Source organism: Actinomyces oris, from assembly GCF_001937665.1.
GTDB lineage: Bacteria > Actinomycetota > Actinomycetes > Actinomycetales > Actinomycetaceae > Actinomyces > Actinomyces stomatis.
In genome coordinates this window covers 65,446-90,230 of record NZ_MSKL01000006.1, presented here as the reverse complement: position 1 = coordinate 90,230, position 24,785 = coordinate 65,446, and the positions used below count along the sequence as shown (strand labels likewise).

The 24,785-nt window shown below is 68.6% G+C and carries 24 protein-coding genes; 7 read left to right on the top strand and 17 right to left on the bottom strand.

Going from position 1 to position 24,785, the window contains the following annotated elements:
* Positions 1 to 133 precede the first annotated feature (133 nt).
* Complete coding sequence (groES, locus tag BKH28_RS02340) at positions 134 to 430, top strand: co-chaperone GroES (protein WP_070661353.1); 297 nt, start codon at positions 134 to 136, stop codon at positions 428 to 430.
* Between the two features lie 183 nt (positions 431 to 613).
* On the opposite strand, the gene BKH28_RS02335 is transcribed toward groES, so the two are convergent.
* Positions 614 to 916: a WhiB family transcriptional regulator gene (locus BKH28_RS02335; RefSeq protein WP_009403699.1), complete on the bottom strand. Its 303-nt coding sequence runs from the start codon at positions 914 to 916 to the stop codon at positions 614 to 616.
* Positions 917 to 1,345: 429 nt separating this feature from the next.
* Between BKH28_RS02335 and guaB the strand changes: the two genes are divergently transcribed.
* Positions 1,346 to 2,908, top strand: a complete 1,563-nt coding sequence (guaB, locus tag BKH28_RS02330; RefSeq protein ID WP_178388809.1) for an IMP dehydrogenase — start codon at positions 1,346 to 1,348, stop codon at positions 2,906 to 2,908.
* Between the two features lie 132 nt (positions 2,909 to 3,040).
* On the opposite strand, the gene BKH28_RS02325 is transcribed toward guaB, so the two are convergent.
* Positions 3,041 to 3,823, bottom strand: coding sequence for an exonuclease domain-containing protein (locus BKH28_RS02325; protein ID WP_075417325.1), 783 nt, complete (start codon positions 3,821 to 3,823; stop codon positions 3,041 to 3,043).
* 138 nt (positions 3,824 to 3,961) lie between these two features.
* Here BKH28_RS02325 and BKH28_RS02320 point away from each other — a divergent pair, with 138 nt between their 5' ends.
* The 3 genes from BKH28_RS02320 (at position 3,962) to BKH28_RS02310 (ending at position 6,526) form a co-directional block, all read left to right on the top strand.
* On the top strand, positions 3,962 to 5,095 hold the full coding sequence (locus tag BKH28_RS02320; RefSeq protein ID WP_075417324.1) for a GuaB3 family IMP dehydrogenase-related protein: 1,134 nt from the start codon (positions 3,962 to 3,964) through the stop codon (positions 5,093 to 5,095).
* A gap of 169 nt (positions 5,096 to 5,264) precedes the next feature.
* A complete protein-coding gene (locus BKH28_RS02315; RefSeq protein WP_010614584.1) occupies positions 5,265 to 5,531 on the top strand; it encodes an HPr family phosphocarrier protein in 267 nt (88 codons plus the stop codon).
* 101 nt (positions 5,532 to 5,632) lie between these two features.
* On the top strand, positions 5,633 to 6,526 hold the full coding sequence (locus BKH28_RS02310; protein ID WP_075417323.1) for a GRP family sugar transporter: 894 nt from the start codon (positions 5,633 to 5,635) through the stop codon (positions 6,524 to 6,526).
* Between the two features lie 152 nt (positions 6,527 to 6,678).
* On the opposite strand, the gene BKH28_RS02305 is transcribed toward BKH28_RS02310, so the two are convergent.
* Together BKH28_RS02305 and BKH28_RS02300 are read right to left on the bottom strand one after the other, a co-directional pair.
* Complete coding sequence (locus tag BKH28_RS02305) at positions 6,679 to 6,909, bottom strand: hypothetical protein (RefSeq protein ID WP_075254226.1); 231 nt, start codon at positions 6,907 to 6,909, stop codon at positions 6,679 to 6,681.
* A 30-nt stretch (positions 6,910 to 6,939) separates the two neighbouring features.
* Positions 6,940 to 8,658 carry a sodium:solute symporter family protein gene (locus tag BKH28_RS02300; protein WP_075417322.1) on the bottom strand — a complete coding sequence of 573 codons (1,719 nt, stop codon included), beginning with the start codon at positions 8,656 to 8,658 and terminating at the stop codon, positions 6,940 to 6,942.
* Positions 8,659 to 8,794: 136 nt separating this feature from the next.
* Between BKH28_RS02300 and BKH28_RS02295 the strand changes: the two genes are divergently transcribed.
* Both BKH28_RS02295 and BKH28_RS02290 read left to right on the top strand, forming a co-directional pair.
* Positions 8,795 to 9,361: a ribonuclease H family protein gene (locus BKH28_RS02295; protein WP_075417400.1), complete on the top strand. Its 567-nt coding sequence runs from the start codon at positions 8,795 to 8,797 to the stop codon at positions 9,359 to 9,361.
* Positions 9,362 to 9,470: 109 nt separating this feature from the next.
* Positions 9,471 to 9,950, top strand: coding sequence for a GtrA family protein (locus tag BKH28_RS02290; protein ID WP_075417321.1), 480 nt, complete (start codon positions 9,471 to 9,473; stop codon positions 9,948 to 9,950).
* Between the two features lie 18 nt (positions 9,951 to 9,968).
* On the opposite strand, the gene BKH28_RS02285 is transcribed toward BKH28_RS02290, so the two are convergent.
* The 13 genes from BKH28_RS02285 to BKH28_RS02225 form a co-directional block, all read right to left on the bottom strand.
* The gene (locus BKH28_RS02285) at positions 9,969 to 10,694 is read right to left on the bottom strand and encodes a response regulator transcription factor (RefSeq protein WP_075417320.1); all 726 of its coding nucleotides are present in this window, start codon (positions 10,692 to 10,694) and stop codon (positions 9,969 to 9,971) included.
* On the bottom strand, positions 10,691 to 12,010 hold the full coding sequence (locus BKH28_RS02280; RefSeq protein ID WP_075417319.1) for a sensor histidine kinase: 1,320 nt from the start codon (positions 12,008 to 12,010) through the stop codon (positions 10,691 to 10,693). The genes BKH28_RS02285 and BKH28_RS02280 overlap by 4 nt, the downstream gene beginning before the upstream one ends.
* Positions 12,007 to 12,900, bottom strand: a complete 894-nt coding sequence (locus BKH28_RS02275; RefSeq protein WP_075417318.1) for an ABC transporter permease — start codon at positions 12,898 to 12,900, stop codon at positions 12,007 to 12,009. The genes BKH28_RS02280 and BKH28_RS02275 overlap by 4 nt, the downstream gene beginning before the upstream one ends.
* Positions 12,897 to 13,808: an ABC transporter permease gene (locus BKH28_RS02270; protein WP_075417317.1), complete on the bottom strand. Its 912-nt coding sequence runs from the start codon at positions 13,806 to 13,808 to the stop codon at positions 12,897 to 12,899. The genes BKH28_RS02275 and BKH28_RS02270 overlap by 4 nt, the downstream gene beginning before the upstream one ends.
* On the bottom strand, positions 13,805 to 14,734 hold the full coding sequence (locus BKH28_RS02265; protein WP_075417316.1) for an ABC transporter ATP-binding protein: 930 nt from the start codon (positions 14,732 to 14,734) through the stop codon (positions 13,805 to 13,807). The genes BKH28_RS02270 and BKH28_RS02265 overlap by 4 nt, the downstream gene beginning before the upstream one ends.
* 384 nt (positions 14,735 to 15,118) lie before the next feature.
* The gene (locus BKH28_RS02260; protein ID WP_075417315.1) at positions 15,119 to 16,303 is read right to left on the bottom strand and encodes an acetate/propionate family kinase; all 1,185 of its coding nucleotides are present in this window, start codon (positions 16,301 to 16,303) and stop codon (positions 15,119 to 15,121) included.
* Positions 16,304 to 16,420: 117 nt separating this feature from the next.
* Positions 16,421 to 18,475: a phosphate acetyltransferase gene (gene pta / locus BKH28_RS02255; protein ID WP_075417314.1), complete on the bottom strand. Its 2,055-nt coding sequence runs from the start codon at positions 18,473 to 18,475 to the stop codon at positions 16,421 to 16,423.
* 174 nt (positions 18,476 to 18,649) lie between these two features.
* Positions 18,650 to 19,684, bottom strand: coding sequence for a PepSY-associated TM helix domain-containing protein (locus BKH28_RS02250; RefSeq protein WP_075417313.1), 1,035 nt, complete (start codon positions 19,682 to 19,684; stop codon positions 18,650 to 18,652).
* A gap of 21 nt (positions 19,685 to 19,705) precedes the next feature.
* Positions 19,706 to 20,098, bottom strand: coding sequence for a hypothetical protein (locus tag BKH28_RS02245; protein ID WP_075417312.1), 393 nt, complete (start codon positions 20,096 to 20,098; stop codon positions 19,706 to 19,708).
* Between the two features lie 167 nt (positions 20,099 to 20,265).
* Positions 20,266 to 21,039 carry a sulfite exporter TauE/SafE family protein gene (locus BKH28_RS02240; RefSeq protein WP_075417311.1) on the bottom strand — a complete coding sequence of 258 codons (774 nt, stop codon included), beginning with the start codon at positions 21,037 to 21,039 and terminating at the stop codon, positions 20,266 to 20,268.
* A 137-nt stretch (positions 21,040 to 21,176) separates the two neighbouring features.
* Positions 21,177 to 21,650, bottom strand: coding sequence for a pre-mRNA-splicing factor (locus BKH28_RS02235; RefSeq protein ID WP_075417310.1), 474 nt, complete (start codon positions 21,648 to 21,650; stop codon positions 21,177 to 21,179).
* Positions 21,651 to 21,893: 243 nt separating this feature from the next.
* Complete coding sequence (iolE, locus tag BKH28_RS02230; RefSeq protein ID WP_075417309.1) at positions 21,894 to 22,820, bottom strand: myo-inosose-2 dehydratase; 927 nt, start codon at positions 22,818 to 22,820, stop codon at positions 21,894 to 21,896.
* 230 nt (positions 22,821 to 23,050) lie between these two features.
* Complete coding sequence (locus BKH28_RS02225; RefSeq protein ID WP_075417308.1) at positions 23,051 to 24,706, bottom strand: MFS transporter; 1,656 nt, start codon at positions 24,704 to 24,706, stop codon at positions 23,051 to 23,053.
* Between the last annotated feature and the right edge of the window lie 79 nt (positions 24,707 to 24,785).

Sequence of the window (24,785 nt, the reverse complement as noted above, 5' to 3'; positions counted from 1 at the left end):
ACGCAGGCGGGCACCTTCTGCGACTCGCACTCCTGCATCGTGCCGGACCGACCCCCGCGACGGCGGTCGGGCACGCCTGGGGAGGGCGAACAAGCCGTTCTACTGCACGTTGAAGAGAAGGAGGAGGTCTCCGATGTCGATCTCCATCAAGCCGCTCGAGGACCGCATCGTCGTTCAGACCGCTGAGGCCGAGCAGACCACCGCATCCGGCCTGGTCATCCCCGACACCGCCAAGGAGAAGCCCCAGGAGGGCAAGGTCGTGGCCGTGGGCCCGGGCCGCGTCGATGACTCCGGCAACCGCGTGCCCGTTGACGTCGCCGAGGGTGACGTCGTCATCTACTCCAAGTACGGGGGCACCGAGGTCAGCTACGCCGGTGAGGACTACCTCATCCTGTCGGCGCGCGACGTCCTGGCGGTCGTCACCAAGTGACCCGTTGAGGTCGTGTGCGTCGCCCGGCGCCACGGCACGCTGAAAGGGGAGGCACTCCAGAGTGCCTCCCCTTTCAGTATGCGCGCGCAGTACCTGCTGCATGTGTGCGCCGTGTCCGGACGATTGTCTGGATGTTGAGTTGGGAACGTCCGTGCTGTCGATTCCCTGACACAGGGCGGAGCGTCAGGCCGGTTCGTTGGCGAAACGGCGTGCCTGCTGCTCGTAGTAAGCGCGCCGCTCCTCCTCGCTCATGCCTCCCCAGACGCCATAGGGCTCGCGAGTGCTCAGGGCGTGGTCCCGGCACTCCTCCAGGACGGGGCAGTCCTGACAAATGGCCTTTGCTCGTTCGTCCCGTCGTCGACGGGAACCGCCTCTCTCTCCTTCGGGATGGAAGAAAACCGAGGAGTCCATGCCGAGGCAGGCCCCCCGGTACTGCCACTCCCAGAGGGTGGAGATCGGGCCGGGCAGACGTGATGAGTCGTGCATTGTCTCCCTCCCCTCCTTTGGGTATGGCGGTCGGGCACACCGAACTTGATGCGCTATACCTAACGATAAGATCGCGCGGTGCGTTAATCAAGAAGAATCATTCTATCTCACAATGAAATTTTCTCCAGATTTGCTGAGTGAACGCATTCCGGCTGTCTGAAAACGTGCGCCAGAATATGACGCTCGAATAGCAGAAACGTTTTGTGAATGATGTATGCATGAAGAGCATCTTTTTTCTGAAACGTTCCGCATTCATTGTCGCTTTGTTTTGGGGCGCGCGTCACCTTGCCGCGATGGTCTCGCCGTCCGGCCGGGTGCTGTGTCGGGTGTCGGGTCGGCCGCTCGGCCTCACCCCTCCGGACGCTTCAGTGCCGGACGGCTCGATGGCACGAGTGGGCCGGTGGTGCGGACAGGCCGGTACCGGCGGATATGCACAGGGCGGTCAGGTCGTCCTACGATGTTCCCGTGAGCGACTCGATCACCAGCCCTGACGTCTTTGCCCCCACCGGACTCACTTACGACGACGTGCTCCTGCTGCCCAGGCTGACCGACGTCATCCCCTCCGAGGTCGATACGATCTCCAGACTGACCCCGAGGATCAGCCTGGCCACCCCGCTGCTCTCGGCCGCGATGGACACGGTCACCGAGTCGGACATGGCTATTGCCATGGCTCGTCAGGGTGGTATCGGCATCCTCCACCGAAACCTGTCCATCGAGGACCAGGCTCAGCAGGTGCGACGCGTCAAGCGCTCGGAGTCCGGAATGGTCACCGACCCGGTGACCGTTGGCCCGGACGCCACCATCGCCCAGCTCGACGAGCTCTGCGGCCACTACAAGGTCTCCGGCCTTCCTGTCGTCGACGCGGGAGGCAACCTTCAGGGGATCATCACCAACCGCGATCTGCGCTTCGTCCCCCCGGAGCGCTGGGCGAGCCTGACCGTGCGCGAGTGCATGACGCCGCGTGATCGCCTCATCACCGGCGCGACCGGCATCTCCCGGGAGGACGCCAAGGCGCTCCTGGCTGAGCACCGCATCGAGAAGCTGCCCCTCGTCGATGCCGAGGGGCGCCTCACCGGTCTCATCACCGTCAAGGACTTCGTCAAGACCGAGCAGTACCCCCACGCCACCAAGGACGCCGAGGGGCGTCTCGTGGTGGGGGCCGCCGTCGGCTACTGGGGAGACACGTGGGAGCGCGCCGGGGCCCTGGCCGACGCCGGCGTGGACGTCCTCATCGTCGACACCGCCAACGGCGGCGCCAAGCTGGCGCTGGAGATGATCTCGCGCCTCAAGTCCGATTCCGCCTTCCAGGGCATCGAGGTCATCGGCGGCAACGTCGCCACCCGTGAGGGCGCCCAGGCACTCATCGACGCCGGTGCCGACGCCGTCAAGGTGGGAGTGGGACCGGGGTCCATCTGCACCACGCGCGTCGTCGCAGGCGTGGGGGTGCCCCAGGTGACGGCCATCTACGAGGCCGCCCGCGCCTGTAAGCCCGCCGGGGTCCCCCTCATCGCCGACGGTGGTCTGCAGTACTCCGGTGACATCGCCAAGGCCCTGGTGGCCGGTGCGGAGACGGTCATGCTCGGCTCCCTGCTGGCAGGCTGCACGGAGTCGCCCGGTGACCTCGTCTTCGTCAACGGCAAGCAGTGGAAGCGCTACCGCGGCATGGGCTCGCTGGGCGCCATGAGCTCGCGTGGACGCACCTCCTACTCCAAGGACCGCTACTTCCAGGCCGATGTCTCCTCCGACTCCAAGATCGTCCCCGAGGGCATCGAGGGACAGGTCCCCTACTCCGGAGCACTGGGCGACGTCGTCTACCAGCTCATGGGCGGGCTGCACCAGTCCATGTTCTACGTGGGTGCGCGCACGATCCCCGAGCTCAAGGAGCGCGGGCAGTTCGTGCGGATCACGAGTGCCGGCCTCAAGGAGTCCCACCCCCACGACGTCAAGATGACCGTCGAGGCCCCCAACTACACCGGGCGAGACGGGGCCTGAGACGCCAGCAGCCCCAGCTGTCCCGGCAGACTCAGCACGCACTGCCGCGCGGGGAGCCGGCCGGAGTGATCCGGCCGGCTCCCCGCGTTGAACGCCCCTCGCCGGTTGTGCGGCGGGTGAGTTCGGAGGGACTCAGTACGTGGGGGAGTCCGGCAGGGGCCAGGCGGTCTGGGCCGGCGTCCGTGAAGGATTCTGGCGCGCCAGCCACTTGTTGAAGGACTCCGCCCAGGTGCGGTGGGCTCGGGCCTGGAAGGCCACGAGCTCACCGGGGTCGAGCTCCGGGATCTGTGGGTGGACCCCGGCCAGGGCCTCGAGCACATCGAGAGTGGCGGCCACATCCACCTCCGCGGTGTGCAGGGCCTCGTCGACGCGCACGCCGTAGACCTCGCAGAGGTCCCCCAGGCGGCGCTTGCCCCGGCGGTAGCGATCCACGGCCCGGTCCAGGACCAGCGGGTCGGCGATGGGCCCCAGCTCGCGGCCGAGGCGCGAGCGCATCGTGGGCAGTCCGTGGCGAGCGAGCTCGGCCTCCATGAGAGTCAGGTCGTAGGAGGCGTTGAAGGCGACAACCGGGGTGCCGGCCGTCATCGCAGCCACCAGATGCTCACTGACCTCCGCCAGCACCTCGGTCACCGGCCGCCCCTCGGTTCGTGCCCTCTCGGTGGTCACACCGTGGACCGCGGAGGCGGCCTCGGGGATCTCCACGCCGGGATCAGCGAGCCACGTGGTCACGGACTGCGGCCGGTCTCCATCGGCCCGGGGCGCCGCCCTCCAGACCAGCGCCGCCGTGACCAGGCGGTCCCCGGAGGGATCCACTCCGGTGGTCTCGGTATCGAATCCGAGCAGGGGACCGAAGGGCCAGGCGGAAGGGCCGGTGGCGGCGTCGTCGGGCACGGAGGAGGAGTGCGGGGTGCTCATGGGGACAGCATGCCACCGGGCTACGACATCAATACGCCAGCACCAGTGCGCCTCGGCCGGCGTCCGGTGCCCCCGTGCGCGTGGCCGCCCCGCCGGTCGGTCCGGTGGATACCGGGCTGGGCCCACTAGGATCGGGCCATGAGCACAGAGGTCGAGATCGGACGCTCCAAGCGCGCCCTGCGCGCCTACTCCTTCGACGACATCGCCCTGGTGCCGGCACGCCGTACTCGAGACACCTCCGAGGTGCGCGTGGGCTGGCAGATCGACGCCTACCACGTGGACCTGCCGGTCATGGCCTCCCCCATGGACTCGGTGATGAGCCCCGAGACCGCCATCATGGTGGGGCGTCTGGGCGGGATCGGCGTGCTCGACCTGGAGGGGCTGTGGACCCGCTACGAGGACCCCACCGAAGCCCTCGAGCGCATCCGCCAGGCCGATCCGTCCCGGGCCACCAGCGTCCTGCAGGAGGTCTACCGCGCTCCGGTCAGACCTGAGCTCATCACCGAGCGGCTCACCCAGATCCGTGCCTCCGGCGTCGTCGTCGCCGGGCGACTCAGCCCCGCCCAGACGCAGCGTCACTGGCGTACCGTGGTCGAGGCGGGCGTGGACCTCATGGTCATCCGCGGCTCCTTCGTGTCGGCCGAGCACGTCTCCGGAGCCGTTGAGCCCCTCAACCTCAAGCGCTTCATCTACGAGCTCGACGTGCCCGTGGTCGTCGGCGGGGTGACCACCTACACCGCCGCCCTCCACCTCATGCGCACCGGCGCGGCCGGAGTCCTCGTGGGGCAGGGCGGCGGCGCCTCCTCCTCCGTACGCCAGGTCCTGGGGCTGCACATGCCCATGGCCACCGCCGTGGCCGACGTCGCCGGGGCTCGGCGCGACTACCTCGACGAGTCCGGGGGCCGCTACGTCCACGTCATCGCCGACGGTTCGGTGGGCAACTCCGGCGACGTCGTCAAGGCCATCGCCTGCGGCGCGGACGCCGTCATGCTCGGGGCCGCCCTGGCCAGGGCCGAGGAGGCTCCCGGCGGCGGCTACCACTGGGGCGCCGAGGCCCGTCATGAGCGCCTGCCGCGGGGCTTCCGCAGCCATGTGGGCACGGTCGGCACCATGGCCGAGATCCTCAACGGCCCCTCCGACCGCGCCGACGGCACGCTCAACCTCATGGGAGCCCTGCGCCGCACTCTGGCCACCACCGGATATGCGGACGTCAAGGAGCTCCAGCGGGTCGAGGTCGTCCTGGCGCCCTACACCGGCTCCACCGGTTCTTGAGCGAGTGCCGCCACGACAAACCTCGTTTTTGAAGGGGTGGAACAGTGCAACAGAGCCGTGATCTCGGGTAGTCTCAGCCGGGACGGCAGCCGCTGCGCTGCTTATACCGGGGCGGGGGCATGATCCGGTTCCCGCTCCGTTAGCCCCCACATGTCACAAGGAGCTTCACATGGCCCAGGTCACCGCCACTATCGCTTCCAAGGTCGGTCTGCACGCCCGTCCCGCTGCCACCTTCGTCAAGGCCGTCGCTGAGAAGGGCGTCCCGGTCACCATCGCCAAGGAGGGCGGCGCTGCGGTTGACGCCTCCTCCATCCTCGGTGTGATGACCCTGGGCGCCGGCTTCGGTGACGTCGTCACCCTGGCCTCCGACGCCGACGGCGCCGAGGCCGCTCTCGAGGACCTCAAGGCCCTCCTGGAGACCGACCTGGACGCCTGAGAACAGGCCCAGCCGGCGGGGCGCGCTCCACTGCGGAGCGCGCCCCGTTCGCGTTGGGACACTGACCAAGCACCTGTGACGAAGAGCACCGAGGACCCGCCATGAGTATCGCTATCGCCCTCGTGCCCTCCCTGCTGTTCGGGGCACTCTCCCTTCTTCTCGGAGCCTTCCCCACCGACATCCGCCGCCAGAACACCGCGGTCATGGTGGGAGCCGGAGCCGTCTCGCTCGGGTGCGCCGCCATGCTCGGCTCGCCCTGGTCCCTGAGCGCCACCATGTGGGGTGCGGCCTGCGGACTCATGTGGACCGGCGGGCAGGTCTTCGTCCTGTGGGCCTTCCGCGCCTGGGGCGTCAGCCGCACCATGCCACTGACCACGGCCCTCCAGCTCCTGCTCAACGCCACCCTGGGCGTGAGCCTCTTCGGTGAGTGGCGTGCTCCCGGGGCCCTGGTCCTGGGAATGGTGGCGCTCGCACTCATCATGCTCGGCGCCGCCGCCTGCTCCTGGCAGGAGCGCACCGGCCCCGGTCCCACGGCTGCACAGCGACGCGACGGTCTACTGGCAACCGCCGCCTCAGCCGTCCTCTACGGCTCCTACCCCTCGCTGCTGCGCGCCGTGGAGGTGCCCTCGGCCCACGCCGTCGGGCCCATGGGGCTGGGACTGCTGGCCGGTGCTGGCCTGTGCGCCCTCATCCTGCCGCGGCGCGCGCCCCTACGGGGCCCGCGGATCGTGCCGGCCGCGCTCGCCGGGGGCCTGTGGGCGGTTGGTAACGCCCTCATGCTGCGCTCGACGGCGGCCGTGGGTGTCGCCTCCGGCTTCACCCTCTCCCAGCTCGGCTTCGTCCTGGCCACCCTCGGCGGCCTGACCATCTTGGGGGAGAAGCGCACCGGCCGGGAACGTACGGTGGTGGTCGCGGGCGTGGTGGCCGCCGTCGTCGGCCTGGTCCTCATGGGGCTGGCGACCGGCATGGACACCGGCGCGTCCCCTTCGCGGTAGCCGGTGCTCTGGAGGCGGATCTTCTGAAGCCCGTGCGCGGCCACGCCGACGGCGCCGTCGCAGCGGGAGGCTGCGGCGACGCCGTCGATCCGATTGGCCGTGATGGGGCAGGCGGCCCTCACTGGTGCGGGCTCAGTGCGGCCCCGCCAGTCTCAGTCCTGCTCGCCCCCGGAGGGGTTCGGCTTGATCCACCACCACAGGCCCATGCCCGCTGCGATGGCCAGCAGACCCAGGCCCGACCACAGGTTGGCGTTGATACCGCCGGTCTTGCTCATCTCCTCGGCGCTGTTGAACAGGACCGAGCACACCACCAGGTAGAGGCCGATGAGTCCCAGAGCACCGGTGATGACCGCTCGGATGTCCGTGAGTGAACGATTGCTCATGAGTGTTCTCCTTCGTGTGTCCGAGCGGGTCTAGTGGAAGATGCTGTTGAGCGTGATGACCAGGGCCCCGGCGATGATCCCCAGCGGGATTGGACGGCGGTACCAGGGCAGCTCGTGCAGGTGCGGGTCGGTGCGCTCGCTCTTGGGGGTCAGGGCGTACACGAAGCCCTTGAGCTCGGAGTCGGGCTTCGGCTCAGTGACCAGGGAGACCAGCACCGTGATGACGACGTCGACCGTGAAGGCCACGCCCGCCGCTAGGAAGGCGCCGCCCTGCCCCGGCAGGACCAGGACCTCCGACTTGATGAGGGCGTAGATTGCCAGGGAGCCCAGGGTCCCGCCGACGAGGCCGATCCAACCGGCCTGCGAGGTGGCCCGCTTCCAGAACATCCCGATGATGAAGGTCGCGAACAGCGGCGCGTTGAACATCGAGAACAGTATCTGGAGGTAGTCCATGAGGTTGGGATAGCTCGCGGCGATGTTCGCGGTGAGGATCGCGACCACGGAGGCGGTCAGGGTCGAGAGCTTGCCGACCTTGAGGTAGTGGGCGTCGTCGGCGTCCTTCTTGAGGTAGTGCTGGTAGATGTCCACACCCCACACGGTATTGAAGGCGGAGATGTTCGCCGCCATGCCCGCCATGAAGGAGGCCAGCAGACCCGTGATCGCCAGACCCAGCAGACCGTTGGGCAGCAGGTCGCGCATGAGGTAGAGGACCGCGTCGTTGTACTGGTAGCTCGTGTTGGCTCCGGACTTGAGCTGCTGGACCTCCGTGACTAGGACGCCTGCGATCATGCCCGGGACGATGACGAGGAAGGGCACGAACATCTTGACGAAGGTGCCGATGATCGGGGTCGACTGGGCCGCGGAGATCGAGTCCGAGGCCATGGCCCGCTGCACCTCGACGAAGTTCGTCGTCCAGTAGCCGAAGGACAGCACGAAGCCCAGGCCGAAGACCAGGCCGATCACCGACATGAGGTTGGAGTCGAAGCCGGAGATCGAGTTGCCGGGCCAGGAGTGCAGCTGCTGAGCCGGGTCTGTGCCGGCAAGCTCGGCGGCGTCGGTGATCCTGTCGGTCAGACCGTGCCATCCGCCCACGCGGTGCAGTCCGATGAGGGTCAGGGGCAGCAGGGCCGCCACGATGACGAAGAACTGGAGGACCTCGTTGTAGATCGCCGCGGAGAGCCCTCCCATGGTGATGTAGGAGAAGACGATGACGGCGGCCACGATGAGCCCCACCCACAGGGGCCAGCCCAGCAGCCAGTTCATGATCTTGCCCAGCAGGTACAGGTTGATGCCGGCGATGAGCAGCTGGGCCAGGGCGAAGCTGATCGCGTTGACCAGGTGCGCGGCGGTGCCGTAGCGCTTGAGCATGAACTCGGGCACTGAGCGCACCTTGGAGCCGTAGTAGAAGGGCATCATGACCAGACCCAGGAAGATCATGGCCGGGACCGCGCCGATCCAGAAGTAGTGGAAGGTCGGCATGCCGTACTCGGCGCCGTTGGCGGACATTCCCATGATCTCGACGGCACCGAGGTTCGCCGAGACGAAGGCGATACCGGTCACCCAGGCCGGCAGGGACCGGCCCGAGGTGAGGAAACCATCGGCCGTGGCCGTCTTAGCGCGGGCGATGAGTCCGACGCCGATGACGAAGGCGAAGTAGATCGCGATGGGGATGTAGTCGTACCAGCGTGCGGCGATGAGTGTGCCGGAAGCCGCTGACAAGGCTGATAGAGCATGCAGCGTGGAGGACATCGGTGTACCTCTCGGGGGATATGTTTCAGGTGGCAAGATCATTCTTGCTGTCTGGCAGGTTAGCATGGCACCGATCACGGCACGGGTGGTTGAGCCTGTCCGGGGCGCACCGGGGAGGCTGGGTAGAGTGCCCTCCATGACGCTGACTGCTGCTGCCGACGGCTCCTCCCTGGGCAACCCGGGACCGGCCGGCTGGGCCTGGTACGTGGACGATGACTGCTGGGCCGCCGGAGGCTGGGAGAGCTCGACCAACAACCGCGGTGAGCTCACCGCCGTCCTCGAGCTCCTGCGAGCCACCGAGGCCGCCGGCCTCGCCGGCGAGGAGCTCCTCATCCAGTGCGACTCCCAGTACGTCATCAACTCTCTGACGAAGTGGCGCCACGGCTGGAAGAAGCGCGGCTGGCGCAAGGCCGACGGCAAGCCCGTCCTCAACGCCGACCTCGTCAAGGACCTCGACGCCGCGCTCGCGGGTCGCACCGTGCGCTTCGAGTGGGTGCGCGGACACGTCGGCCACCCCATGAACGAGGCCGCCGACTCCCGGGCCCGGGGCGCCGCCACCGCCTTCCAGCAGGGTCGTCCGGTGCCCTCGGGGCCGGGCTGGACCCGCGGCGGCCGGGCACCTGGGAGCCTGGGGACGGCGCAGTCGCCGAGTGCGGCGTCGTCGAGCACCCCCGCCGCGCCGCAGACCGACGCCCTGTTCTGAGGCGGAGGAGCCGGACGCGGTGTCCGCAGGACCCCGGTGACCGTCTCTCACAGAAACGGCACAGGTCCATCAAACACGTGGCATAAGCCCTCCGGCGAGGCTTGCTGCCATGACGACGAGCCCCGCCCTCCCCGCTGCCCGCCCGACGATCCTGAGCCGCCTGGCCCGCCTGCGCCGCCGCATCCCCACGGTCGTCCTCTTCGCCGCCGTGTCCTTCACCGGCTGGAGCGTTGACTACGCGCTGGTCCTCATCCTCAACTCGCTGACCGACTCGGTCCTCTACGCCGTCGTCGGAGCCAGGATCGTCTCCTGCACCCTGGGTTTCCTGCTCAATCGGCGCCTGTTCGGAGCGGGCCCGGAGAACTTCTGGCGCTCGGCCGGCGGCTACGCGGCGGTCCAGGGCGGGGTCGCGGCGACGTCCTACGCCGGCATCGCGGTCCTCACCGGCGCCGGCGCGCCCCTGTGGCTGGCCAAGGTACTTGTGGACTCCACGCTCTTCGTCGTCAACTACCTGGCCCAGTCCCGCCTCATCTACCGGGCTCCGGCGCAGCAGCCGGCTCTGGCCCCGGCCCTTGCCACCGTGGCCTGAGGGGACGGGGGCGGAGGCTCAGGACTGGGCGTCGCGCATGAGGATGACGAGCTGGACCCGGTCGCGCAGGTCCAGCTTGGTCAGGATCCGGGTGACGTTCTTCTTGACCGAGTCCGGGGCCAGGACGAGGCGCTGAGCGATCTCCGCGTTCGTCAGCCCCTGGGCCACCAGGTCGGCCACCTCGCGTTCACGGGGGCTGAGATCGTCGAGACGTTGTCGTGCCGCGCGTTGCCGGGGTGAGGTGACGGGACTGAGCATGTGCCGGTTGAGCAGCTCGCGGGTAATGCGCGGAGTGAGGATCGCGTCCCCGGAGCTGACCGCCCGCAGCGCCTGGTGGAGGTCGGCCGTGCGGGTGTCCTTGAGCAGGAAGCCGGAGGCGCCGGCTGACAGCGCCCCGAAGGCGAACTCGTCCTGGTCGTAGGTGGTCAGCACCAGGACCCGGATCGAGGGGTAGAGCTGGGAGATGCGCGCCGTGGCATCGATCCCGTTGAGCACGGGCATGCGCACGTCCATGAGGACGACGTCGGGTAGTGTCCGGCGCTCCTGAAGCAGGGCTGCGAGCTGGTCGAGGGCGTCCTGGCCGTGGGCGGCCTGGGCCGTGACCCGCAGGTCGTCGGCCCGGTTGATGATGAGGGACAAACCCATGCGGGTGGCTCGCTGGTCATCGACGATCATCACCGTGATCGGGGTGCGGCTGCTTGATGAGCCCCCGGTGCCAGGCCCGGAGGGGGCGGATGGACTCATCGCGGCGCACCTTCCGGGAAGGGGACGAGGGCGTGCAGCACCCAGCCGGATGCGCCCTGATCGGTCGTGGGGCCGGCGGACATCGTGCCACCGTGCTCACCGACCACGGCCGCCAGGTTGGCCAGTCCGTGGCCGGCCACGGGCGACGCCTGCGTCGAGCCGGGACCGTCGTCTCCTGAGCCGGTCTGAGCGCCACGACCGTCGTCGGACACGGTGATCCGTGTGGAGGCCTGGTCGTGGTCCAGGGAGATGACGACGCGTGTGGCGCCCTTAGCGTGGCGCATGACGTTGGTCAGAGCCTCCCGGACGACGACATAGACGACCTCCCCGAGGACCTGACTGCCCGCGGTGCCGCGGGGACGCCTCCCGGTCTCGGTGAGAGCCGCACTGATACCGGTGGCTCTCACCGTGGTCAGCAGGTCGGTGAGCCGATCCCAGCCGGGTGAGCCCCCGGGGGCCTGCTGGTGTTCCGCGACTTGGCCGGTTGGGTCCCAGGCGGTGACGACGTCGTGGGAAGGAGCCGGTGCGGTCTGGAGTGAGGAGACAGCGCGTCTGGTGTCCGCCAGGCCCTCGCGGGCCAGGGCGTTCATCATGTCGATGGCCTCGTCGGTCTCCGGGCTGCCGCCGACCCCCTGCATCCCCTCGGACAGGGCGATGATCGCGGTGAGGGCGTGGCCCACGGAGTCGTGGAGCTCGGCCGCCACCCGGGTCTGGTGACGAGCGGCGTCACGTTGAGCGACCAGCCGCTGCTCGGCGGACTGCGCCGCGAGCTGGGCGTCCCCGTGCTCCAGGGCATCCCGGCGTGAGCGGGAGATCGAGGCCACCGCGAGCACGAGCACCAGGGTGAAGATCCCAGGGCTCAAGGCACCCACCTGTGGCCACTTGGCCAGCGCCGTGGGGACGAGGGTGCACAGCGCGCTGATGCTGAAGCCGACGATTCGGTCGCGGGTGGAGGCGGTGACGAGCAGGGCGTAGAGGGCCAGCATGGACAGCAGGTTGAGTCCGCCGCGCGGCCCCCACAGGTCGACGGCGCCCGAGGCCAGGCTCGTGACAATGACGACGGCGAGGGGCCAGCGGCGTCGGGCCACCAGTGAAGCGGCGAGCAGCAGGGCGACGAGCACCCAGCCTCGCAGGGGCAGGTGCGGGTAGGTGTACGAGGCCACGTTCAGCACCATCAGCTGGAAGAGGCCCACGGCGCCGGCCACCACCCACAGGGTCAGGGTGCTGGTGCGCCACCACTGAGCCACCCGGTCCAGGAGGGTCCGCGGGACCCGGGAGACGCCTTCCGAGTGAGGCGCTGCGGGAACGTGGTTCATGACTGTCGCCTCACTGCGCGGCGCAGAGCCAGGGCCAGCAGGACCACCCACACCAGGCAGACGACGCCCTCGAATGCTGCGGCGCCCAGTGAGGTCACGTAGCCCGGGCTCATGGCCGACGTGGTTCGGGTCAGTGAGGCTGCGGGGTTGAGGATGCTCAGCGGTCGAGCCACGAGAAGCATCGCCATCCCCGCAATGATGCTCAGGAGCACCGTGGACATCGTGGTGGCGAAGGACGTCATGACTGCGCCCAGCCAGGTGACGAAGGTGAGGATGACCCACATTCCCAGCGCGACGACGGCGAAGCGCGGCAGGTAGGCGACCAGGCCCACCAGGTTGAAGCCCAGGGCGAGGCCCATCACCGCGGTGGTCAGGGCCAGGACCGTGGTGGTGAGAGCCGCGACCTGGAGCCCGTGCAACAGCTTGCCCGCAACCATGGCGGTCTCCAGCCCGGTGGCGCTCATCCTCTGCCAGTTCCTTCCCTGGTGCTCATTGCTGGCGATCTGCGCGGCGAAGGCACCCAGCGCGAGCGGCAGGAACAGCATTGAGAGCAGGAGCGTGGACTGGGACCACGTGATCTCCCAGGTGACGCCCTGGGCCTCGAACTGGCTGCGGTAGGTGCGGTACTGCAGGTAGCCGGACAGGGAGCCCAGGGAGCACAGGATGGTGACGGCGACCCAGTACCACCGGTTGGGGGCCTTGCGGTTCTCCCAGTACCAGGCGGCTCGCACCGACGGGCGGGACTGGGGAGCGGGTGGAGCAGACCGGCTCAGGTTAGTTGGTTGCGGCGTCGTGGACGGGCCGGAGGGACTAGGGAGCGTTGACGGGTGCTGAGCGGGCCGGAGGGGCCGGCCTGCCGTGGAACGTGTGACTGGTGCGGTGGTGCTCATCGGTGATTCTCCTGGTGGACGATAACGAGGTGGGCGGCGACGGTCCACCCGACCGCGACCAGCGCGGCGAGCGCCGCCAGGGTCCACGGCTGGGACGCGAGCGTCATGTCGCCGATTTCCCGCATGGACTTGTAGGAGGCGACCGTGTCAATGGGGGTGGCGGCCGGAACGATGCCCCAGGGCAGCAGCCATGAGAACTTCCCGAGGTAGGCGTAGGGCAGGCTCTCGGCGATAAGGCCGCCGATGGCCGCCACCCCCAGGCCGATGCCCTGCTTGTCGAAGCAGGTGGACAGCGTCAGCTGGACCGCGGAGATGGCCAGCGTTGAGCACGCCACCACCACCAGGGCAGGAGGCAGCGTGCGCCAGTAGGAGCCGGTGACGGTCAGCCCGATCGGGCCGGCCAGCACGGTGACTAGTGTGAAGAGGGCCGTCTCCATGCACAGGACCGTGAGGATCACGATGACCAGCTTGCCCCGGTAGCGGGTCAGGGGGCTCTGCCCCAGCGCCGTCAACAGCTGCCCCATGCGCTCCTCGGTGTCCACGGTGACGACGCGCGAGGCCAGGACCGCGGTGATGATGGGCATGAGGAAGGCGATGATCTGGATGAACTCATCCAGGGCGAGCGTGGCGTGGCGTGCGGCAACCGGGCCGCTCGCCCGATGGGTGATGAGCATGCTGCACCATGCCAGGCACACGGCGGTGGCGCTGGCGGCGATGAGCCAGTAGCGCTTGCGGCGCAGCTTGCCCAGCTCGAGGGCCAGGGTGGTCCACGCCCTGCTCAGCGGGGAGAAGGGGAGTGCGCGCGGCGCTGCCGGCAGTGTCGGGGGCTGTGTCAGGTGCTGTGTCGGTGGTGTTGGCTGTGCGGCCATGGTGGCCGCCGGGCCCGCTGTACTCACTGGGGTGCTCATCGGTTCATCTCCTGAGAGGCGAGGGACGGCTGAGTGGCCAGGACCGGCTCGGTCAGCTCCAGGAAGGCCTGCTCGAGGGTCTTGCGCACGGTCTGGACCCGGTAGACGGTCGTCCCGGAGGAGACGATGCGGGTGATGAGCTCGCCGACGACGTCGTCGGGCATCATGGGGGTGCGCACGGCACCGTCCCGGACCTCGTGGGTCACGCCGAGGGAGGTCAGGAGTGCGGCGACGGTTGTGGGCTCGGAGACGAGTAGCTCGATGACCCCTTCGTCGCGTAGTCCGGCCAGGGTGCCCTGGTAGCGCAGGCGTCCGGCGCAGATGATGCCGACGGTGTCGGCCATCTGCTCGATCTCGGACAGGATGTGGGAGGAGACGATGATCGTCACGCCCTCCTGACGGGCCAGGGTGACGATGAGCTGGCGGATCTCGGCCACCCCGGCGGGGTCGAGCCCGTTGGTCGGCTCGTCCAGGAGCATGAGGGCCGGGTTCGACAGCAGTGCCATGGCCAGGCCCAGGCGCTGTTTCATTCCCATGGAGTAGTGCTTGACCTGCTTGTTCTCCTGCCCGATGAGGTTGACGGTGGCCAGGGCGTGCTGGATGCGGTTGGAGGCCAGCCCCAGGTAGGAGGCCACCATGGCCAGGTTCTCCTTGCCGGTCAGGCTCGGGTAGTAGGAGGGGCCCTCGATGAGGGAGCCGATGGTTCCCGGCGGCAGGGGGTGGCGCTGGCTGACCGGGCGTCCCAGGACACTCATGCTGCCCGACGTCGGGCGGGTCAGACCCAGCAGGAGCTTCATCGTGGTGGACTTGCCGGCGCCGTTGGGGCCCAGGAAGCCGTAGATGCCGCCCGCGGGCACTGACAGGTTCAACCCGTCGACGGCGTTGACGCCGTTGTAGGTGCGGGTCAGTCCCTCCGTGGTCACCACGAGTCCCTTCGATGGAGGGAGGGCGGCCGGGGCGGGCGCGGCGCCGGGTGCGGCCGGGGCCGCGACGAAGGGGGCGGCAGGTTGCCGAACCGGGGCAGGAACCGGCGTGTTCCCGTTCGTGGCCGCGGTCCGGGGGAGGGGTGTTGCTGGAGGGGCAGGGGGGCGTGGCGTGCGGTTGATGATCGGTGCGGTGATAGGTGCGTTGTTCATGACTCCATGGAAGCCTCCGGGAGGAGGCGCGCGCACCGCCGACGGCCTGTTTGTCACCCCTGGGGGACGATGACGGTGCCGCAGCCTTCCCCGATGGGGGTGGCTGCGGCACCTAATGATGTTCGGGCCCGGGACGGCTCGACGTCAGTCCCTTGTACGCGCTCTAGGAGCGGCTCAGATGAGGGTGAGCGACTGTCGGGCGATGGCGAGCTCCTCGTTGGTGGGCACCACGAGCACCGTGACCTTCGAGTCAGGCGTGGAGATGACCCGCGGCTCGTCGGAGCGGGTCTCATTGACCTCCTGGTCGATCTTCACGCCCATGTAGGCCAGGCGCTCGCCGAGCTCACGGCGCAGGTTCGCGTCGTTCTCGCCGATACCGGCGGTGAAGGTCAGGGCATCCAGACCACCCATGACGGCGGAGTAGGCGCCCACGTACTTCACGAGGCGGTGCAGGTAGATGTCTATGGCCTCGCGGGCCTCCTGCTCACCGGCGCCGATACGCTTCCACACCTCGCGCATGTCGTTGTCCCCGGCCAGACCCTTCATGCCCGAGCCGCGGTTGAACAGGTGGTCGATCTCGTCGATCGACATGCCGGCCACCCGCGCCAGGTGGAAGACGGCGGCCGGGTCGATGTCACCGGTGCGCCCACCCATGACCAGGCCCTCCAGCGGGGTCAGGCCCATGGAGGTGTCCACGGCGTGTCCGGCCACGACCGCCGAGGCCGAGGCCCCGTTGCCCAGGTGCAGGACGACCTGCTTGAGGTCGTCGCGCCCCAGGAGCTCGGAGACCGCCCCGGAGACGAACTGGTGGCTGGTGCCGTGAGCCCCGTAGCGGCGGATGGAGTAGGTGTCGGCGACCTCGCGGTCCAGCGCGTAGCGGGCGGCCTCCTCAGGCAGGTCCTGGAAGAAGGCGGTGTCGAAGACGGCCACGTGCGGCACGTCGGACAGGAGCCGGCGCCCCACCTCGATGCCCTTGAGGTGGGCGGGGTTGTGCAGCGGGCCCAGCGGCACGAGCTGCTCGATACGGGCCACGACCTCGTCGTCGATGAGGGCCGGGCCGGAGAAGTAGCGCCCGCCCTGGACGACCCGGTGGCCCACGGCCACGATGTTGGCGTCGGCCAGCGAGGGGCCCTGCTCCTCGAACAGGCGCAGCACCTCGGACAGGCCGAAACCGTGGTCGGGGACCGGCTCGGTGATCTCAGTGCGCTCCTCGCCGTGCTTGTGGGTGATGGCGCCGGTCTCCTCACCGATGCGCTCCACCAGGCCGGAGGCGAGCGAGGCGCCCGAGTCGGGGTCGACCAGCTGGTACTTGATGGAGGAGGAGCCGGAGTTGATAACGAGGACGGTGCGCTGAGTCACGAGGTGCCTTTCAAGAACGGTCGGGGATGAACGCGGGGATGACTGGATGACTGGTGAGGGGCCCGGGCGAGTCTCGGCGGTGTGGGACTGGGACCCGGTCCCACACCGCCGAAGGGTTCAGCCCTGGGCCTGGACGGCGGTGATGGCGACGGTGTTGATGATGTCCTCCACCAGGGCGCCGCGCGAGAGGTCGTTGACCGGCTTGTTGAGACCCTGAAGGACCGGGCCGATGGCGATGGCGCCCGAGGATCGCTGGACCGCCTTGTAGCCGATGTTGCCGCTGGACAGGTCCGGGAAGATGAAGACGTTGGCCCGCCCGGCCACGAGCGAGTCCGGGGCCTTCTTGGCGGCCACGGTCGGGTCGATGGCGGCGTCGTACTGGATGGGGCCCTCGACGGCGAGGTCGGGCTCCTTGGCCCGCACCAGCTCGGTGGCCTCACGGACCTTGTCCACGTCCGCGCCCTTACCGGAGGTCCCGGTGGAGAAGGACAGCATCGCCACGCGCGGCTCGACACCGAACTGGCGGGCCGTGGCGGCCGAGGAGATGGCGATGTCGGCCAGCTCGGCGGCGTTGGGCTCGGGGTTGACGGCGCAGTCGCCGTAGACGAGCACGCGGTCCTGCAGGAGCATGAGGAAGACCGAGGAGACGATCGAGGTCCCCGGCTTGGTCTTGATGATCTGGAAGGAGGGGACGATCGTGTGGGCGGTGGTGTGGGCGGCGCCCGAGACCATGCCGTCGGCGTCTCCCATGTGGACCATCATCGTGCCGAAGTAGGACACGTCCTGGACCTTCTCGCGGGCCTGCTCCAGAGTGACGCCCTTCTTGGCCCGCAGGCGGGCGAACTCCTCGGCGTACTTCTCCAGCAGCTCGGGGTCGTTCGTGGCGATGACCCGGGCGGCGGCGATGTCCAGACCCAGCTCGGTGGCACGGGCCCGGACCGTGGTCTCGTCGCCCAGCAGCACCAGGTCGGCGATGCCGCGGCGCAGGATGGCGTCGGCGGCCCGCAGGACCCGGTCATCGTCGGGCTCGGGCAGGACGATCGTCTTACGGTTGGCGCGCGAGCGCTCCACCAGCTCGGCCTGGAACATGATGGGGGTGACGACCTCGGAGGGCTCGACCTCCAGGGCCGACAGGAGGGCGTCGACGTCGGCCTCCTGCTCGAAGGTGGTCACGGCGACGTCGATCTTGCGCTCGGAGCCGTGGGCGAGCAGGCCCTGCAGGGAGCCGGCTGCGGAGGCGGCGGTGAAGGTGTCCAGCGGGGAGGTGATGACCGGGATGTTGACATCCAGTCCCTCCAGGAGGCGCAGCGCGTGGGGGGCCACCTCGAAGCCGCCGTTGAGGATGAGACCGGACAGGATCGGGAAGCTCGAGGAGGCCTGGGCCGCCATGAGGGAGATGAGCATGGCGGAGCGGTCGGCCGGAACGATGGCGAGCTGGCCCGCGGTCAGGCGCTCCAGGACGTGGGCGACGTCCATGGCGCACACGAGGACGGACTCGGCCTCGCGGTCGAGCAGCGTCTCGTCGCCGGCGATGAGAGTGCCCTCGACGGCGTCGAGCACCTCGCGCACCACCGGAGCCGCCAGCAGCGGCACCTCGGGCAGCGTGGTGGAGGTGATGCCCTCAATGGCGGTCAGGGCCTCGCCGACGGCCTGGCGGGTCTCGGGGAGGCACTTGTTGGCCACGACCGCGACGGTGCGGGCGTGATTGTCGGCGATCTCGGCCATGGAGACCTCCACGGAGGCGACGACGTCCTCCACGTCGTGCTGTCCGGAGACCACCAGCAGCACCGGGACACCGATGTTGGCCGCCACCCGGGCGTTGAGGGCCAGCTCGGGGTTGCCGGCGACGTCGGTGAAGTCCGAGCCGTCGATGATGACGACGTCGTGCTCGCGCGCCAGGGCCCGGTAGGCGTCGACGATACGTGCCAGGGCCTCCTCGGGGTCGGTGTGGAACTCGTCCCAGGTCGCGCCGACGCACTGCTCGGCGGGCGTGGTGGAGCCGGCACGGTTCAGCAGGAGGCTGAGGAAGGCATCGCCCTCACGGCTCTCCACGAAGGGGCGGAAGACGCCGACCTTGGCGACCACCTTGGTCAGGCAGGAGACCAGCCCGAGGGCCACCGTTGACTTCCCGGTTCCGGCGTTGGGTGAGGCGATGTAGATACTGCGCGCCACGTTAGGTCCTTCTCGCGTTGTCTTGGAGTCAGGGGCGCCGGCTCATTCCGGTGCCGTACGGGTCCGATTGTGCCCCCACCCGCGGGTCATCTGCGACCAAAGGCCCGCTCTCCGTCCGTCTTGTGATGTGGGAACGGGCACATACTAAGGGGCTGGTAACAGGTGTCATAGGCGCTAGCCCGCCCGATCGGTCGGCTGGCGGCCGGGCGCGGAGGGGGCCGTGGCCCGCCCGGTCCCGGGGTCGACGTTCACTGCGACGTTGCCGTGGGACTGCCGGGGGGTGATCCGCTCTCCTCGTGAGACCCAGATCGTATAGGTCGACGACGGGTCGCCCGGTTCGGGGAGGAACAGGGCGACCGCCTGTCCACCGCCTGCTTCTTGTGCCGCGGCGACGGCTCGCTGCGGCCCGATGTCCTGGGGCCGGTCTGTGCTGGTCGGTCCCGTCGGGGACTGGTATCCGGACATGGGGACGGGTGAGGCCGGTTGGGTGGGGCGGATGCTGAACGCGCTGGCGTAATAGCCCCACAGGAACAGCAGGGGAAGGAGAACCAGCCCGGCCGCCTTGAGGAGGTCGGTGTCCCTCGATAGGCGCTGGGTGCGCCAGCGGTCGGACAGGACGGCGCGTCGATAGCGCTGCAGCGGCCACCACGTGCGCAGCCCACTGACTGTCAGGACCGCGAGGACCACGCCCGAGGTGGCCACGACCAGTCCCCCGATGGTCAGGCCCCGGTGACTGTCCCACCATCCGGTGTGGGGGATCTCCTGGGACAGCCAGTGCACATGACCGGGGCCCTGGCAGGACAGCAGGCAGCGGTGCAGGTTGTCCAGGGCGGCGACCCAGTCCGGGGCCGCCGACACCCTGCTGATCTCGCGCCCGGTGGAGGGATCGACCGTGTAGGTGGCCTGCTCGGTCCTGACCTCGACGACGTCGGTGTCCCACGTCGCTGACAGGACGGGCTCGTCAGGATGGCCGTTCTTGATCGTCTCGACCGCCTGAGGCAACGAGACCTGAGCGGGGCCGATGTCGTGGGTGTAGGCAGTCGGGTTCAACGAACGCAGGATCTCTCCCTGGTGCGGCAGGAGCGCGCCGCTGAGAGTAATGATCAGCATCCCCAGGCCGGCTGCTGCTGACAGCCAGCGGCACAGGAGTGCCACCGCCCGGCAGATGCGGGAGGGCGGAGAGGGGAGAGGAGGGGCCGTGGGGTCCATGGCGGTCTCGATACGGGAGGACTAGGACCCGGCGGGGGTCAGTAGGGCGGCCACGGCGCACAGGCAGGCGAGGGTCGCGATGAGGGCGTAGCCGCAGTAGCCGCGCTCGTGCCGTCGCCACAGGGAGTAGGCGCCACTGACACTGACGGCGGCGCCGGCGACCTGGATGACCAGGGCGGCTCCGATGACCAGGGGGCCGGCGGTGCCGATGGCAGGAGCCAGGGCGTAGACAATGACGCACCTGAGGCCCGAGGCCCACAGTCCCAGCATGACGGCATGGATGTCGGCGCTGACCAGGATGGGTGCCGCCGCGTCGTCCTGAGCGTCGGGGGAGGGCGTCAGGGGTGTGACGGCGTCGACGTCGTCCCTGTCGGACGAAACGTCAACATAATCAATACCGGCCGTACTCTTCATACTGATGAATACGGTAACGGTCAGGATAAATCGCGTCAACGCTCCGTTGTGAGCGAGGGATGTGATGTCAGACAGGCATGTTTGAGGGAAATAACCGCAGGTAGCGCCCTGATTTGTAGACCGGAGAAATAACTGCTCATCGAGTCGCGTCCCGGACTTGGTCCGGGCTAGCTCAGCAGAGGCAGCGCGGAGATGATGGTCAGCACGACGATGATCGGCTCGAAGACCCTCTGATCCATGCGCTCGGCAAGGCGGCGACCGGCCAGGGCTGAGGCGATGACGACCGGGGCTGCGATCACTGCCAGTGACAGGGTCGTGGGGTTGACCAGTCCGGCTGAGACGGAGAAGGGCAGCTTGACGAGGTTGACCAGGAAGAAGAACCAGGCCGTCGTCCCCAGGAAGGCCTTGACCGGGTAGCGGCAGGCGAGGAAGTACATGGACGTCACCGGTCCTCCGGCGTTGGCGACCATCGTGGTGAAGCCGGCCAGGCTGCCATAGACCAGGCGGGCGAGGCGGCTGGCGGCCGGGGCCGGACGTGCCGCCTCGGATGCGTCGTCGGGCCTGTTCCTGGCGGCCGAGCGGCGCTGGAACAGTGTGACGACGACCAGGATCAGCAGGATGGCGCCGATGAGGCGGCGAGTGGAGTCGTTGGAGGCCAGATGCAGGAACAGGGCGCCGGCTCCGACGCCGGTCAGGACCGCGGGGACGAGCCTGCGCAGCATGCGGAAGTCCGCGTCGCCGCGATAGCTCCACACGGCCAGCAGGTCGCCGGTCATGAGCATGAGCAGGATGGCGCCAGTGGACTCCTTGGCCGGCAGTGCCGCGGTGTACAGGGCCACGGCGATGGTGGCCGCTCCGGGCAGGGCGGTCTTGGCGATGCCGCACAGGGCCGCCACGACCGCGAGCAGGATCCAGGCGGTTGCGGTCAAGGTGGGGAGCACGGGACCTCTCAGCGATGAGAAGAGTCGGGGTGTGGTCTGAACTTTGTCCAGACTAATACATGCCCGTCGACGGCGATGCCCGATGGGAGGGGGCCTCGCCGTCGACGGTGGCCGGCGTGAGGTCCGCTGGGGCTCCGTCACCGGGGTGTCGCAGCGGTGCGCAGCAGTGCGGCGATCCCGGAGATGCCCAGGAAGATGAGTGCTGTCGCGGGGAGGGTCGCGCTGAGCAGGTAGTCCCAAAGAGTAGTGTGCTGGGTCGCCAGCCCGATCCCGTGAAGCAGGCCGAGAGCCGCTGCTCCTGCGCCGAGCGAGAGGATTGAGACTGCGGCTCGTAGCGCCCGTCTGGCAGCCGGCCAGGGGGTGATGAGCTGCAGCGGGGGCAGAGCCGCCCAGGCCGTGATCCCGGTAATGCCGCAGACAAGTGCGCTCGAGACGGGCGAGTCGCCCTCGAGCAGTTTCGCAAGCATCCCCTGGCCCGCGATGACCCAGAAGAGGACGCAGTAGGCGACCAGCAGACCGTCGCTCCAGGTGAGGCGGGGATTCTCGCGCTCCCAGCGGCGGACGTCGGAGAAGAACCCCTGAACCGTTCCCGATGCCTCTGTAGAAGGCATGCTCTCCTTTCCCGTGCGTCATCGCGATGAAGAACCTTCCTTCTACAGTATGACTGTCGCCGGTCCCGTGTGAAGGGTGACGGTCGTCGGGCCCCAGCGGGGTGGGCCGATCGCTCTGGTCGACGTCCTCGGGCCGCCTGGGAACGACGACGCTCCCGACCATCACTGGTCGGGAGCGTCGAGGTGAGGCGTCAGCCGGTGGGGCTCGCCCGGAGGGGGAGTCCGTGCGAACCCCGTGACGTCTCAGGCCTTGAAGAGGGTTCCCTCAAGGTAGGCTCGTGCCTTACGGGCGTACTCCAGGGGGTTGGCGATGGCCGGGTCCTGCTCGGCCTCCACCAGGATCCACTCGGAGTAGCTGTGGTCCACGAGGAACTTGTAGGGGACGGTGAAGTCGATCGTGCCGTCTCCGGGGACGGTGAACATGCCGGCTAGGAAGGAGTCGAGGAAGGAGCGCTCGGCGGCCTTGGACTCCGCCATCTTCTCGGGGCGCACGTCCTTGAAGTGGACGTGCTTGACGCGGTCGATGGTGGCCTCCAACAGGCCCATGACGTCGCCGTCGCCCACGTAGGCGTGGCCGGTGTCGAACAGGAGGGAGACCTTGGCCGGGTCGGTCAGCTCCATGAGGCGGATGGTCTCCTCCTTGGTCTGGATGACCGTGCCCAGGTGGTGGTGGTAGACGAGCTCGAGGCCGTGGGCGTGGGCGACGTCGCCCAGGCGGTTGAGGCCCTCAGCCAGGACCGGCCACTGCTCCTCGGTGAGCACCGGCTTGTTGGTGAAGATGCAGACGTCGCGGATGCCCTGGACCGAGCCGGTCTGCTCGGAGACGACGACGCGGGTGGCTCCCAGGTACTCCAGGTAGGCGCAGGTGGCCTCGAAGTCGGGGATGACGGCCTCGACGCCGTCGCGCAGGATGAAGGAGGAGAACCACTGGGCGACGATCTTGATGCCGCGGGCCTCGGCGGAGGCCTTGACCTCCTCCTTGGGCGGGAAGAAGCCGGCGCACTCGGTGCCCGCATAGCCGGTGTCGGCCAGGTCGAGGAGCATGTCCTCCAGGGTGTTGAAGGCGCCGACCTCGGGGATATCGTCATTGCGCCAGGTGATCGGGTGCATGCCCCAGGAGATGCCGTGGGGGTCGGAGATGGCGGTTGCAGGGTCGAGGGTGAAGGACATCGTTGCTCCGTGTTCTCGCTCGTGTGGTGATGGCGGTGGTGAGTGGTTGGGTGGCGGTGATGCGCGGGTGGCTGGTGCGCCGTCGGCTCATGTCCGCCAATGGTGCGCTCCCGGGAGGAGGGGCCGGCGTCGGTGCCGGGCGGTGGGCCCGTGCCTCGAACCTAGCAACAGGACTTTGTCCTGACAAGCCCTTTTCGGGTCCTCCCGGGAGCGCGTGTGCTGGGGCGGGGTCAGGAGTAGAGCTTCTCCATCTCGACCTCGATCTCCTCCAGGGACTTGTCCTTGGTCTCCGGCATGATCTTGAACAGGATGACGGCGACGACCAGGTTGAGCACGCCGTAGATGGTGTAGGTGATGCCGCCACCCAGCGTCTCCATCATGGGCGGGAAGGTCCAGGTGATGATGGCGTTGGCGGTCCACATGCAGAAGATCGCCGTGCCGTTCATGATGCCGCGGACGTTGGCCGGGAAGATCTCACCCATCATCGTCCACACGATCGTGCCGTTGGAGGACTGCACGATGAGCATGAAGACGGACATGAGTCCCAGGATGAGGTAGGCGGCCCAGGTGGGCGGAGCGGTGTGGCTGGCCATGTGCGGGGCGATGAAGAACTGGAAGGTCGCCGCGATGCCCAGCAGTGTGACGCCCACGCCGATGACGTCACCGATGAGCACCTGGCGGCGCCGGAACTTCAGGATGAGCCAGATACCGATGGCGGAGCCGATGACCGACATGACGCCGTTGGCCACCTGTGCGGTGATGGATGCCGAGGTGGACATGCCGGCGTACTCCAGCACCTTGGGGGCGTAGTACATGACGGTGTTGACGCCGGTGGTCTGGTTGACCACGGCCAGGAAGATGCCGACCAGCAGCAGCTTGCGCAGCCAGGGCGTGGCTATGACGTGGCTGAAGCCCTTGCGCTGGGACTCCTCTTCCTTCTCGTGCTGGCGGGCCTCGACCATCTCCATGATCTCGTCCTCGATGGAGCCGTCCTTCTCCGGGACGCGCACGCGCTTGAGGGAGCCGATGGCGTCGTAGAGGCGCTCCTTGGCCAGGTACCAGCGAGAGGACTCGGGCATGAGGCGGATGCCGATCCACAGGGCCACGGCCGGGATGGAGCACAGGACCAGCATGTAGCGCCAGGCCTCGCCGTTACCGGCGCTGATGGTGAGCTGGTCGAGGAAGGCGTGGTACTCGTCCGCGCCCATCGGGCCGCCCTTGGAGGCCTGGAGCTTGGCGATCTCGTCGAAGACGTAGTGGCCCGGGGCGAAGTGCCCGCTGGGGTCCTCGGCGATGGTGATCCTCGGGCCGCCCTGGAGGGAGTTGATGATGGCGTTCATCGAGAAGGCGAGCAGCTGGCCGGTGACGATCATGAGCTGGTCGATGGCCACGATGGAGCCACGGATGCGTTTGGGTGCCGTCTCCGCCAGGTAGACGGGGACCGTCGCAGAAGCGGCTCCGACGGCGAAGCCCAGGACGACGCGGAAGGGGTACATGACCCAGACGTTGGGGGCGACGGTGGTACCGATCGCGCCGGCGAAGAACAGGAAGGCCAGGACGGTGATGTTGTGGCGCCGGCCCCAGCGGTCCGACATGAGACCGCCCAGCAGCGCGCCCAGCGCCGCGCCGACCAGCAGGGTGCCGCCGATGGCGCCCTCCTCGAAGGAGGTCAGCTGGAGGCCCTTGGCGTCGAAGGGCATGTACATGTACGGCAGGGCACCGGAGATGACGCCGGTGTCGTAGCCGAAGAGCAGTGAGCCGAGTGTGGCCACGGCGGCGATGGCGACGACGCCGCGGTGCTTGCCCGAAGGCGGCGTCTCTGCCACCGCCTTGTTGAGCTCTTCCCTGGTGAGTCCACGCAGGGACGTCGTGACTCCCTGAGACATAGGGGGTCTCCTCTCAGTCCTGCGGCGACAGTGCCGCAGGGGTCGTTGTGATGGTGGGTGATGGTGGAGTGAAGAGAAA

What these genes read in the sequence shown, in the direction of transcription:
- BKH28_RS02275 (WP_075417318.1), bottom strand. Translation starts at nt 12,900, where the DNA reads ATGAGCACCACCGCACCAGTCACACGTTCCACGGCAGGCCGGCCCCTC.
- BKH28_RS02305 (WP_075254226.1), bottom strand. Translation starts at nt 6,909, where the DNA reads ATGAGCAATCGTTCACTCACGGACATCCGAGCGGTCATCACCGGTGCT.
- BKH28_RS02285 (WP_075417320.1), bottom strand. Translation starts at nt 10,694, where the DNA reads ATGAGTCCATCCGCCCCCTCCGGGCCTGGCACCGGGGGCTCATCAAGC.
- BKH28_RS02245 (WP_075417312.1), bottom strand. Translation starts at nt 20,098, where the DNA reads ATGAAGAGTACGGCCGGTATTGATTATGTTGACGTTTCGTCCGACAGG.
- iolE (WP_075417309.1), bottom strand. Translation starts at nt 22,820, where the DNA reads ATGTCCTTCACCCTCGACCCTGCAACCGCCATCTCCGACCCCCACGGC.
- guaB (WP_178388809.1), top strand. Translation starts at nt 1,346, where the DNA reads ATGCACAGGGCGGTCAGGTCGTCCTACGATGTTCCCGTGAGCGACTCG.
- BKH28_RS02280 (WP_075417319.1), bottom strand. Translation starts at nt 12,010, where the DNA reads ATGAACCACGTTCCCGCAGCGCCTCACTCGGAAGGCGTCTCCCGGGTC.
- BKH28_RS02325 (WP_075417325.1), bottom strand. Translation starts at nt 3,823, where the DNA reads ATGAGCACCCCGCACTCCTCCTCCGTGCCCGACGACGCCGCCACCGGC.
- BKH28_RS02315 (WP_010614584.1), top strand. Translation starts at nt 5,265, where the DNA reads ATGGCCCAGGTCACCGCCACTATCGCTTCCAAGGTCGGTCTGCACGCC.
- BKH28_RS02335 (WP_009403699.1), bottom strand. Translation starts at nt 916, where the DNA reads ATGCACGACTCATCACGTCTGCCCGGCCCGATCTCCACCCTCTGGGAG.
- BKH28_RS02295 (WP_075417400.1), top strand. Translation starts at nt 8,795, where the DNA reads ATGACGCTGACTGCTGCTGCCGACGGCTCCTCCCTGGGCAACCCGGGA.
- BKH28_RS02310 (WP_075417323.1), top strand. Translation starts at nt 5,633, where the DNA reads ATGAGTATCGCTATCGCCCTCGTGCCCTCCCTGCTGTTCGGGGCACTC.
- BKH28_RS02290 (WP_075417321.1), top strand. Translation starts at nt 9,471, where the DNA reads ATGACGACGAGCCCCGCCCTCCCCGCTGCCCGCCCGACGATCCTGAGC.
- BKH28_RS02300 (WP_075417322.1), bottom strand. Translation starts at nt 8,658, where the DNA reads ATGTCCTCCACGCTGCATGCTCTATCAGCCTTGTCAGCGGCTTCCGGC.
- BKH28_RS02270 (WP_075417317.1), bottom strand. Translation starts at nt 13,808, where the DNA reads ATGAGCACCCCAGTGAGTACAGCGGGCCCGGCGGCCACCATGGCCGCA.
- BKH28_RS02235 (WP_075417310.1), bottom strand. Translation starts at nt 21,650, where the DNA reads ATGCCTTCTACAGAGGCATCGGGAACGGTTCAGGGGTTCTTCTCCGAC.
- BKH28_RS02250 (WP_075417313.1), bottom strand. Translation starts at nt 19,684, where the DNA reads ATGGACCCCACGGCCCCTCCTCTCCCCTCTCCGCCCTCCCGCATCTGC.
- BKH28_RS02320 (WP_075417324.1), top strand. Translation starts at nt 3,962, where the DNA reads ATGAGCACAGAGGTCGAGATCGGACGCTCCAAGCGCGCCCTGCGCGCC.
- BKH28_RS02225 (WP_075417308.1), bottom strand. Translation starts at nt 24,706, where the DNA reads ATGTCTCAGGGAGTCACGACGTCCCTGCGTGGACTCACCAGGGAAGAG.
- groES (WP_070661353.1), top strand. Translation starts at nt 134, where the DNA reads ATGTCGATCTCCATCAAGCCGCTCGAGGACCGCATCGTCGTTCAGACC.